Origin of the sequence: Virgisporangium ochraceum (assembly GCF_016863655.1) — a bacterium.
Lineage (GTDB): Bacteria > Actinomycetota > Actinomycetes > Mycobacteriales > Micromonosporaceae > Virgisporangium > Virgisporangium ochraceum.
Window position 1 is genome coordinate 19,221 of sequence record NZ_BOPH01000045.1, and the last position, 10,427, is coordinate 29,647.

Here is a 10,427-nt window from a genome sequence, read left to right on the forward strand (position 1 = left end):
CACACCCACAGTATTGAGCCCCATCCGCTCAATACCGGGGAGGCGAGACGGTGGGGCTGCTGCGCACGGACGCCGACTTCCGGCGGCTCTGGGTCGGGCACACGATCAGCCAGTTCGGCACCCAGATCGGGATGCTCGCGATCCCCCTCACCGCGGCCGTCACGCTCCATGCCTCCACGTTCGAGGTCGCCGTCCTCACCGCGCTCCAGTACCTGGCGTTCCTGCTCGTCGGGCTGCCGGCGGGGGCCTGGGTCGACCGGATGCGCCGCCGCCCCGTCCTCGTCGCCGCCGACCTCGCCCGGGCCGGGCTGATCGCCAGCGTCCCCGCGGCCGCGGTCCTCGACGCCCTGACCCTCCCCCACCTCTACCTCGTCGTCCTCGTCGCGGGAGTGGCGACGGTGTTCTTCGACGTCGCCGGCCACTCGTACCTGCCGGCCCTCGTCGGCAGGGCCCGACTGGTCGAGGCCAACTCGCGGATCGAGCTCAGCCGCGGCGCCAGCCACACCGTCGGCCCGTCGCTCGCCGGCGCCGCCGTCCAGGTGCTCACGGCGCCGGTCGCCCTGGTCGTCGACGCCGCCAGCTTCCTCTGGTCGGCCGTGTGGATCCGCGCCATCCGCGGGCGGGAGCCCGCACCCGGGCCCGCGGCCCCGGGCACCCTCCGGCAGGACATCACCGAGGGTCTCCGCCTGGTCATGGGACACCCGGTGCTGCGCGCCCTCACGATCTACAACACGTGGACGGTGCTGTGTGTCTCGATGGAGCACGCCCTCCACGTGATCTTCCTGCTCCGCGTCGTGGGTCTCGACGCCGGCGCGATCGGGGTCCTCGGCACCGCCACCGGCGTCGGCGGTCTGGTCGGTGCGCTCGCGATCGGTCCGCTGGCCCGCCGGTCCGGTGACGCCGCCGCGCTCATCGGCGCCGCCGTCGCGTCCCAACTCGGCCTGCTCCTCATCCCGCTGACCACGACCGGAGCCGGACTGATCTGCTACGTCGTGGGCGCGGCGCTGTCGGCGGCCGGGATCATCGCGTTCACCATCGTGAGCGTCACGCTGCGTCAGCGGGTCTGGCCCGACCACCTTCTCGGCCGCATGAACGCGACGATGCGCTTCGCCGCGTGGGGTCCGGTCCCGTTCGGCGCGTTGCTCGGCGGCGCGCTCGGGTCGGCACTCGGCGTGCGGCAGGCCATCTGGGTCGGTGTGGGGTGCGCGGCGCTGTCGCTCGTCGTCCTGGTGCGGCCGTCGGTGGTCCGGGCCGTGTCGAGCGGCGCCGGGTCGCGCGGCGACGTGTCGCGCGGCGACGTGACGCAGGAGACCCGAATCGGAACACACCCCTCCCCCACGCACGGGTCGCGGAGAGGCAGGATTGCTGCCATGCCGGTCCACCCCAACGTGCAGGCCGTCCAGGATGCACTCGACGCCGTCGGCGCCCGTCGCGCCGACGGCACGCCGTCGCAGGTCCGTACCCTCCCCGACGCGGTCCACACCGCCGTGGCCGCCGCCGCCGCGCTCGGGGTCGAGGTCGGGCAGATCGCGAACTCCCTGATCTTCGATGCCGACGGAGCGCCGCTGCTGGTGCTCACGTCCGGCGCCCACCGCGCCAACACCACCCGGCTGGCCGAACTGGCCGGGGTCGCCGCCGTGCGGCGGGCCACCCCCGACTTCGTCCGGCGCCACACCGGACAGGTCATCGGCGGTGTGGCGCCGGTGCACCCGACCGTCGACGGCGCGCAGATGCGCACGCTCGTCGACAAGACCCTCTTCGACTACGACGAGGTGTGGGCCGCCGGCGGCATCCCCCAGGCCGTGTTCCCGATCACGCCCGACGAGCTGCGCCGCCTCACCAGCGGCGACCTCACCGAGGTCGCCTGAGCGGTGTGATCCCCGCGACCACGACGTCGGGCCGGCGGCGACGCTGGCAAGCTGAAACGCGTGACGGTGACGCTCGACGTCTGGCGGGTCCCCGGTACGGCCGTGCCCGGTGCCCTGGCGCGGATGGCCTGGCTGCCCCGCGCCCTGCGCCGCAACCGCGACGTCGAGTTCGTCAAGCTGCTCGGCACCGCCCGCGGCTTCGGGGTCACCGCGGCCGACCCGTACCGGTGGGCGGCGCTCACGGTGTGGCGCGCTCACGCCCGTCCCATCACGACCTTCGACCGGATCGCGGCCGCGCACGTGCGACTCACCCTGCGCCCGACGGCGACGCGCGGGCGGTGGGCCGGCCGCCGGCCGTTCACCGCCAGCGCGACCGCCACCGATGGGCCAGTACTCATCATCACGCGGGCGCGGCTGCGTCCGGCCAGGGCGGTGACGTTCTGGCGGGCGATCGGACCGGTCGCCGCGACACTAAACGACGCAGAAGGTCTGCTCACGGCCTTCGGAATCGGCGAGGCGCCGATAGGCTTCCAGGGCACGGTCAGCATCTGGGCCGACGGCCGCCACGTGAACGCGTTCGCGTACCGTACGGCCGAACATGCCGAGGTCGTGCGCAGGACGCCGGCACACCGGTGGTACGCGGAGGAGCTGTTCGCCCGCTTCGAGGTGCTGGAGGTCACGGGCGAGCGGGAGGTGATCGGGTGGAGCACAAAGCAGGCATGAGGCTGGTCGCCTGGCAGGCTCCCGATCTGCTGCGCCACCTCGACGCCGCGATCAGCGTCTACGGCCAGGCCATGGGCTACCCGCCCGACCTGCTGGAGACCCGCAAGGGCTACGTGGCCGCGCACGCCCACCGGCCCGACTTCCGCGCGGTCGCCACCCTCGGCGAGGGCGACGAGCTGCTCGGCTTCGGCTACGGCTACCTGTCGGTTCCCGGTCAGTGGTGGCACGACCAGGTGGCCGGTGCGCTGCGTCGCGAGCAGCGCCGCTGGTGGCTCACCGACTGCTTCGAGCTGGTCGAGCTGCACGTGCGTCCCGACGCGCAGGGGCACGGCCTCGGCGCCCGGCAGCTGGCCGCGTTGCTCACCGGTCCGCGGCAGCGCACGGTGGTGCTGTCGACCCCGGAGGCCGACGAGCAGCGGTCGCGCGCCTGGCGGCTGTACCGCCGGTTCTTCTTCTCCGACGTGCTCCGGCACTTCTACTTCCCGGGCGACGACCGCCCGTTCGCGGTGCTCGGCCGGCAGCTTCCGCTCAGCGACCTGCCTTCGTGAGTTTTCGCCGTTGGCCGTGGCTGCTCCTGGCCGCCCTGGTTCTGCTGCAGATCGGCTACCCGCTCACGTCCGGGTCGACCCGGGCCGGGCTGGTGACGGTCACCGTGGTCGCGGGGTTCGTGCTCAGCGTGGGCCATGCCGCGGTCACGCGCGGTCCGCGCGTGGCGGCGGTGCTCGTCGTGGTGACGTGCGTGGGTGGACTGGCGACAGAGGCGCTCGGCGTGGCCACGGGTTTCCCGTTCGGGCACTACGACTACGGCGACACCCTCGGCGGGAAGGTGCTCGGGGTGCCGTGGGTGATCCCGCTCGCCTGGACCTGGATGGCCTGGCCGGCCTGGCTCGCGGCGGGGGTGCTGGCGTCCACGCGCGTCGTCCGCGTGCTCGTGGCCGGCGTCGGGCTGGCGGCCTGGGACCTGTTCCTCGACCCGCAGATGGTCGCCGAGAGGTACTGGACCTGGTCGGGCGCGTTCGCCGGGCTGCCCGGGGTCCCGGAGATCCCGGTGCGCAACTACCTCGGCTGGCTGCTGGTGGCCGTCGTGATGATGGCGCTGCTGTCGTCGGTGCCGCCGACCTCACCCGCCGACGGGCCGATGCACGCGCTCTACCTCTGGACCTACTGCTCCTCGGTGCTGGCGCACGCGGTCTTCCTCGGGCTGCCCTGGTCGGCGCTGTGGGGCGGGCTCGGGATGGGCCTGGTGGCGGTGCCGTTGGGGGTGCGGCTGTGGCGGCGACGGTCGTAGCGGTCTGCTCCGGGCTGGCGGTCGTGGTGGCTCTGCACGTGGTCGTGAACGCCCGGCTGCTCAGGCGCCTCCCGCCCGTCGGCGTGGACGCGTCGGTCGCGGTTCTGCTGCCGGTCCGCGACGAGGCCAACCGCGTCGGGCCGTGCCTGCGCGCGCTGCTCGCGCTCGACGGCGAACCGGAGCTGCTGGTGCTCGACGACGGGTCGACGGACGGCACCGGCGACCTCGTGCGCGGGTACGGCGTGACGGTGCTCGACGGCGCGCCGCTCCCCACCGGCTGGCTCGGCAAGCCGCACGCCTGTCACCAGCTCGCCGCGGCCACCGACGCCGAGGTGCTGGTGTTCGTCGACGCCGACGTGGTGCTGTCCCCCGACGCCGTGACCCGGTCCGTGGCCGCGCTCGACGGCTTCGACCTGCTGACGCCCTACCCGCGGATCGTCGCCACCGGGCTCGGGCAGCGGCTCGTGCAGCCGCTGCTGCAGTGGTCGTGGCTCGCATTCCTGCCGCTGCGGGCGATGGAGCGCTCGCGCCGGCCGTCGCTCGCCGCCGCCGGCGGGCAGTTCCTGGTGGTCCGGCGGGCGGCGTACCTCGCGGCCGGCGGACACGCTGGCGTGCGCGGGAAGGTGCTGGAGGACGTCGAGCTGGCGCGGGCGGTCAAGCGGACCGGCGGGCGGATCGCGCTCGCCGACGGGTCGGGGGTCGCGACGTGCCGCATGTACGACTCGTGGCCCGCGCTGGTGGACGGGTACACGAAGTCGCTGTGGGCCTCGTTCGGCTCGGTGGCGGGGGCGGCCGGGGTGGTGGCGCTGCTCGGCGCGCTGTTCCTGGTGCCGGTGCTCGGTTCCGCCGCCGCGCCGTTGTACGCGCTCGGCGGGTACGCGGCCGGCGTGGTCTCCCGGGTCGCCGCCGCCCGCGCGACCGGCGGGCGCGCCTGGCCCGACGCGCTCGGCCACCCGGCCTCGGTGGTGCTGTTCGGCTGGTTGGTGGCGCGCTCGTTCCGCCGCCGCCGATCGGTCACGTGGAAGGGCCGGGCCGTCGCATGACGACAGTGGTGGTGATCGGGGCCGGCGTCGGCGGGCTGGCCACGGCCGTGCGGCTCGCGGCGGCCGGCCGCCGGGTGACCGTGTTCGAGCGGGCCGCGGAGGTCGGCGGCAAGCTCGGCCGCCTCGTCGTGCCCACCGGTGCCGGCGAGTTCCGGTTCGACACCGGTCCCAGCCTGGTGACGCTCCCCCACGTGTTCGCCGACGTGCTGCCCGACCTCGAGCTCGTCGAGCTCGACCCGATCGTCCGCCACCGGTTCCCCGACGGCTCGGTGCTCGACTCGTGCCGCGACCCGCACGAGTTCGCCGCCCGCATCGCCGCGCTCGCCGGGCCCGGCGCCGCCGACGACTGGCGGCGGTTGTGGCGACGGGCGGCCCGCGTCTGGGACACCAGCTGGCGCCACATCCTGACGCGTCCCCTCACGTCACCCCTCGACGTGGGACGGATGGCCTGGCGCCTGCGCGACCTGGCCGCGGTGGCGCCCGGCCGCACGCTGCGCGGCCTGGGCCGGTCGACGCTGCGCGACCCGCGGCTGCGGATGATGCTGGACCGGTACGCCACCTACTCGGGCGCCGACCCGCGACGGGCACCGGCTGCCCTCGTGGCGATCCCGTACGCGGAGCTGCACCACGGCGGCTGGTACGTGCCCGGTGGCCTGGCCCGCATCGGCGACGCGCTCCTGGCCCGGGCCGTCGACCTCGGCGTCACCGTACGGGTGGGCACGGCCGTCGCCGGTATCGACACGGCGGCGGGACGGGCGTGCGGCGTCACGCTCGCCGACGGCACCCGGGTACCGGCCGACGTCGTGGTCGCGAACGCCGACGCGGAGCACGTCTACCGCGACCTGCTGCCCACGCCGCGGCGCCTGGCCCGGCTGGCCGACCGCAGCCTCGCCGGGTTCGTGGTCCTCCTCGGCCTGCGCGGACAGTCGGACTCCGCGCACCACACCGTCCACTTCCCCCGCGACTACGACGCCGAGTTCGACGCCGTGTTCGGAGGCCGGATCGCCGCCGACCCCACGGTGTTCGTCACCGCCGCCGCCGACGACGCTGTGCGCCCGCCCGGCCACGAAGGCTGGTTCGTCCTGGTGAACGCCGCACCGCAGGGCGCCGTCGACTGGACCGTCCCCGGCCGCGCCGACGCCTACGCCGACCGGATCCTCGACCTGCTCGCCGAGCGCGGCGCCGACGTCCGTGACCGGGTCCTCTTCCGCGCGGTGCGCACGCCGGCCGACCTGCGCGACCTGGCCGGCGCGCCCGGTGGCACGATCTACGGCACGGCCTCGCACGGGCTCGGCGGCCTGCTCCGGCCGCCGAACCGGGGGCCGGTGCCGGGGCTGTTCCTCGTCGGCGGGTCGGTGCACCCCGGAGGCGGCCTGCCGATGGTGCTGCTGTCGTCGGCGATCGTGGCCGCACAGATCTGAGCTACCGCAGCGCCCGGCGGACCGCCACCGCCAGCTGGAGCAGGCCCACCAGACCGAGCGCGACCCACACCACCGCGGTCACCGTCGCGGCCGTGCCGGACCGGTCGACCACCTCGGCCACCCCGACCGCGAGCAGCCCGAACAGCGCCACCAGCACCCGGGTCGGGCGTTCGCCCACGGTGACCGCGCCGATGTCGGACATGCCGGCGACCGTGGCGCGGGCGCGCACGTACTCGTGCAACCAGGTCACCGCGAGGCAGCCGCAGACGAGCCAGCCCGGCGCGCCCAGCAGGAACAGGGCCACCAGCCACGCCGCCTCGGTGACCCGGTCGGCCACCGAGTCGTAGACCTGGCCGAGCCGCGTCTCCCGGCCGGCCACCAGGGCCAGCGCGCCGTCGGCCGAGTCGGCCACGGCGCCGAGGAGGACCAGGAGCGCTCCCAGCGGTCCCCACCACGGGCCCAGCGACGCGACGGCCGGCACCCCGGCCGCGACCACGACCCCGGCGGACGTCACCGTCGACGGATGGACGCCCGCCGACGCGAGCGGCCGCGCCACGACGTAGGCGATGCGGAGCCACCCCCGTACGAAGATCCCGGCGGTACGCGGGTCGTAGCCCCCGTGCAGGGCGGACCACTGCCGGGCGTAACCGTTCCAGTCGGTCAACTGATGGCGCTGAGACTGAGCTGCTGCCATACCTCACGCGTCGCGGTGGAGCGGTTGAGCGTGATGAAGTGGATGCCCGGCACGCCCTCGGCGAGGAGCCGGTCGCACATGGCGCTCATCTGCGCCAGGCCCAGCGCGCGCACCGCCGCCGGGTCGTCGGCCACGCGGTCGAACTCCGCCGCCAGGTGACGCGGGAACGGCGCACCCGACAGCTGCGACGAGCGCTCGATGGTGCGCAGCGAGGTCACCGGCATGACGCCGGGGACGATCGGCGTGTCGCAGCCGGCCGCGGCCACCCGGTCGCGGAGGCGGAGGTAGTCGTCGGCGTCGAAGAACATCTGGGTGATCGCGAAGTCGGCACCGGACCGGCACTTCGCGATGAACTCCGCCGTGTCGGACTCGACGTCGGGAGACCGCGGGTGCTTGTACGGGAACGCGGCCACCCCGACGGTGAAGTCACCCAGCTCCTTGATGAGGCGCACCAGGTCGGCGGCGTACAGCACGCCCTCCGGGTGCCGCACCCACTCGCCCTGGGGGTTGCCGGGCGGGTCGCCGCGCACGGCGAGGATGTCGTGCACGCCGGCCGCCGCGAGCCGGCCGACGATGTGGCGCAGCTCGGCCACCGAGTGGTTCACCGCGGTGAGGTGGGCCATCGGCAGCAGCGTGGTCTCGGTGGCGACCCGCTCGGTGACGGCCACCGTGGTGTCGCGGGTGGAGCCGCCGGCGCCGTACGTGATCGACACGAACGACGGCCGCAGCGTCTCCAGGTCGCGGATGGCCTGCCAGAGCTGGGTCTCGCCCTCTGGAGACTTCGGCGGGAAGAACTCGAACGAGAAGGTCGGTTCGGCCGCCCGCACCAGCTGCGCGATGGACGGATGCCGACGGGGCAGAACCGAGGGTAGACCGAGCGCCACGCACCGAACTGTATCGGGCCGGCGGAGGTGCCGGCAGCTCTGTGCGGTCGGTGGGGTCCAAAGCGTCGTACCGGTGGGGTAGATGAGGAGGGAGGTGTGGTCCGGTTCGCGGGGGTGGCCGATGGCGACGTCTTCTCAGAGATCGGCGGCCGGTGAGTCGCTGGGGGCCCGGCTGGCCCAGCTGCGGGTGGCGCGTGGGCGCACGCAGCTGCGGCTGGCCGAGCTGCTGTGTGCCGCGTCGGGTTCGGCGACGGTCACGCGGCACGAGGTCAGCCGGTGGGAGCGTGAGCAGCGCGTTCCCAGCGCGTACTGGCTGCGGTGGCTGGCGGTCGTCCTGGAGGTTCCGCTCGCCGAGCTGGAGCTGGCCGCCGCGTTCGCCCGCGGCGTCCGCGCCGCCGGGCGCCGCGCGGCGCCGGCGGGCCTGTCGGTGGAGGCGTCGGTGGAGCCGCCGGTGCCGTCCGTCGGGGCCGACGACTGGCGTTACTGGAGCAGGAGCGCGCCGCCACCGGGGTCCGGCCGGCCGTGGACGACCGCGGAGCTGCGTCGCCTCGACGACCTGGTGGGCGGGGCCGACCTCAGCCCCCTCGTCGACGAGGCGCTGCACGCGGTCGTCGCGGGCGTGCGGGGTGATCCGGGTCCGGCCGGGTCGTCCGCGGTCTCCGAGCTCGCCCAGCTCGCCGGCTGGGTCAACGCCGACGGCGGCAACGCGCCCGCCGCGCGGGTCGCGTACCGGCTCGGGCTGCGGGTCGCCCGGGCCTCAGGCGACGCGGCGGTGGTCGGGCACCTGCTCGGCGACGTCGCACAGCTCACCGCCGAGCCGGTCCGGGCGCTCGCGCTGGCCCGCGCCGGCGTCGAGGAGGTCGCGCACTGCGGCTCGGCCGCCGTGCGGGCGCTCGCGCTGCAACGGGTCGCGCACGCGGCGGCGCGGGCCGGCGACGCCGACACGTGCGAGGGGGCGGTCATCGGCGCCGAACGGCTGTTCGCGCGGCGCCGGCCCGGCGACGATCCGGCGCGGCTGTACTGGCTCACCGACGACGCCGTGGCCGCCCTGTCCGGCCGGTGCTTCGCGGTGCTGCGCCGGCCCGGGCTGGCCGTGCCGCTGCTCAGCGACGCGCTCGCGGGCATCCGCGGGCCGCGGGCGGTGGCGGTGTACACGAGCTGGCTCGCCGAGGCGTACCTCGACGCCGGCGTGCCCGAACGGGCGGCCGAGCTGGCCGAGGAGGCGCTGGTCGCCGCGGTGCGGTCGGGTTCGGTGCGGGCGGCCACCCGGGCCCGGGCGCTGCACGCCCGGCTCGTCGCCGGTCCGCGGGCGCCGGTCGAGGGGTACCTGCGGGTCGCCGCCGACGGGTTGAGCTACCTGGCCGATGTCACGGGGCCGGCTGCTGCGGCCGCCGCCGGTTCCGGCTAGCGTCCCTCATCGTGGCGTCCCCTGAGAGATCTTCGGCAGTGCTCGACCGCGCGGGGCTGCGCGAGCGGGTCCGCTCGACCCTGGCCGCGTTCCTCGACCGGCAGCAGGAGCGGTTCGCGGCCATCGAACCCGACGCGCTTGCGCCGGTGCTCGCCGCCGCCCGGTCGCTGGTGCTCGGTGGTGGCAAGCGGCTGCGGCCGGCGTTCGCGTACTGGGGGTACCGGGGTGCCGGTGGGGTCGACCGGCCGGAGGTGCTGGCGGCCGCGGCGGCGCTCGAGCTGGTGCAGGCGAGCGCGTTGATCCACGACGACGTCATGGACGGGTCCGACACCCGCCGCGGCGAGCCGGCCGCGCACCGCCGGTTCGCCGCGCTGCACGCCGACGGCGGCTGGCTCGGCGACCGGGAGGCGTTCGGCCGGGCGGCGGCGATCCTGCTCGGCGACCTGTGCCTGGTGTGGTCCGACGAGCTGCTGCACACCAGCGGGGTCGACGCGGCGGCCCTGGCCCGGGCCCGGCCGGTGTTCGACGAGATGCGCACCGAGGTCACCGTCGGGCAGTACCTCGACGTGCAGGCGCAGGCCACCGGCGACTCGTCCGTGCGCAGGGCGAGCCTGGTCGCCCGGTTCAAGTCCGGCAAGTACACGATCGAGCGGCCGCTGCTGATGGGTGCGGCCCTGGCCGGCGCCGGCACCGACGTGGTCGCCGCGTACTCCGGGTACGGCCTGCCCCTGGGCGAGGCGTTCCAGCTCCGCGACGACGTGCTGGGCGTCTTCGGCGACCCGGCGGTCACCGGGAAGCCGGCCGGCGACGACCTGCGCGAGGGCAAGCGCACGTTCCTGGTCGCCGCCGCCCTCGAGACCGTCGACGCGGGCACCGCCGCCGCGTTCGAGAAGCGCCTCGGCGACCCGGCCCTCGACGCGGCCGGCGTGGCCGAGCTGCGCGACACCATCACCGCGAGCGGCGCCCTGGCCCGCACCGAGGACCGCATCGCCGAGCTCACGGCCGCCGCTCTGGCCGCCCTCGACACGGTGACGCTCGACGCCGAGGCCGCCGAGGTGCTCCGCGCCCTGGCCGCTGCCGCCACGCGGCGCACGGTCT

10 protein-coding genes and 1 pseudogene are annotated in these 10,427 nt (G+C 75.4%); 9 read left to right on the top strand and 2 right to left on the bottom strand.

Annotated elements, in window-relative coordinates; translation table 11 throughout:
• Positions 1-50: 50 nt before the first annotated feature.
• The 7 genes and pseudogenes from Voc01_RS53135 to Voc01_RS18000 all read left to right on the top strand — a co-directional run.
• Positions 51-1,220, top strand: a pseudogene (locus Voc01_RS53135) (MFS transporter); the annotation flags it as partial.
• A gap of 150 nt (positions 1,221-1,370) precedes the next feature.
• On the top strand, positions 1,371-1,868 hold the full coding sequence (locus Voc01_RS53140; protein WP_239160283.1) for a YbaK/EbsC family protein: 498 nt from the start codon (positions 1,371-1,373) through the stop codon (positions 1,866-1,868).
• A gap of 60 nt (positions 1,869-1,928) precedes the next feature.
• Positions 1,929-2,591, top strand: coding sequence for a monooxygenase (locus Voc01_RS17980; protein ID WP_239160281.1), 663 nt, complete (start codon positions 1,929-1,931; stop codon positions 2,589-2,591).
• Positions 2,588-3,139: a GNAT family N-acetyltransferase gene (locus Voc01_RS17985; protein WP_203928602.1), complete on the top strand. Its 552-nt coding sequence runs from the start codon at positions 2,588-2,590 to the stop codon at positions 3,137-3,139. The genes Voc01_RS17980 and Voc01_RS17985 overlap by 4 nt, the downstream gene beginning before the upstream one ends.
• The gene (locus Voc01_RS17990) at positions 3,136-3,879 is read left to right on the top strand and encodes a carotenoid biosynthesis protein (RefSeq protein WP_203928603.1); all 744 of its coding nucleotides are present in this window, start codon (positions 3,136-3,138) and stop codon (positions 3,877-3,879) included. The genes Voc01_RS17985 and Voc01_RS17990 overlap by 4 nt, the downstream gene beginning before the upstream one ends.
• Positions 3,861-4,922: a glycosyltransferase family 2 protein gene (locus Voc01_RS17995; RefSeq protein ID WP_203928604.1), complete on the top strand. Its 1,062-nt coding sequence runs from the start codon at positions 3,861-3,863 to the stop codon at positions 4,920-4,922. Before Voc01_RS17990 ends, Voc01_RS17995 begins: the two co-directional genes overlap by 19 nt.
• Positions 4,919-6,343, top strand: a complete 1,425-nt coding sequence (locus tag Voc01_RS18000) for a phytoene desaturase family protein (protein WP_203928605.1) — start codon at positions 4,919-4,921, stop codon at positions 6,341-6,343. Before Voc01_RS17995 ends, Voc01_RS18000 begins: the two co-directional genes overlap by 4 nt.
• Position 6,344: 1 nt before the next feature.
• Here Voc01_RS18000 and Voc01_RS18005 read toward each other — a convergent pair whose 3' ends face one another.
• On the bottom strand, positions 6,345-7,007 hold the full coding sequence (locus tag Voc01_RS18005) for a CDP-alcohol phosphatidyltransferase family protein (RefSeq protein ID WP_373873830.1): 663 nt from the start codon (positions 7,005-7,007) through the stop codon (positions 6,345-6,347).
• Positions 7,004-7,921 (bottom strand): methylenetetrahydrofolate reductase [NAD(P)H], encoded by a 918-nt coding sequence (gene metF / locus Voc01_RS18010; protein WP_203928607.1) that lies wholly within the window; start codon positions 7,919-7,921, stop codon positions 7,004-7,006. The genes Voc01_RS18005 and metF overlap by 4 nt, the downstream gene beginning before the upstream one ends.
• 121 nt (positions 7,922-8,042) lie before the next feature.
• Between metF and Voc01_RS18015 the strand changes: the two genes are divergently transcribed.
• Together Voc01_RS18015 and Voc01_RS18020 are read left to right on the top strand one after the other, a co-directional pair.
• Positions 8,043-9,329 (top strand): NsdA family TPR-like regulatory protein, encoded by a 1,287-nt coding sequence (locus Voc01_RS18015; protein ID WP_203928608.1) that lies wholly within the window; start codon positions 8,043-8,045, stop codon positions 9,327-9,329.
• 38 nt (positions 9,330-9,367) lie between these two features.
• Positions 9,368-10,427 (top strand): polyprenyl synthetase family protein (locus tag Voc01_RS18020; RefSeq protein WP_373873831.1); only part of this gene is annotated, 1,060 nt, incomplete at its 3' end.

Coding starts and splice junctions, on each gene's coding strand:
- Voc01_RS18000 (WP_203928605.1), top strand. CDS start 4,919: ATGACGACAGTGGTGGTGATCGGGGCCGGCGTCGGCGGGCTGGCCACG.
- Voc01_RS53140 (WP_239160283.1), top strand. CDS start 1,371: ATGCCGGTCCACCCCAACGTGCAGGCCGTCCAGGATGCACTCGACGCC.
- Voc01_RS17985 (WP_203928602.1), top strand. CDS start 2,588: ATGAGGCTGGTCGCCTGGCAGGCTCCCGATCTGCTGCGCCACCTCGAC.
- Voc01_RS18015 (WP_203928608.1), top strand. CDS start 8,043: ATGGCGACGTCTTCTCAGAGATCGGCGGCCGGTGAGTCGCTGGGGGCC.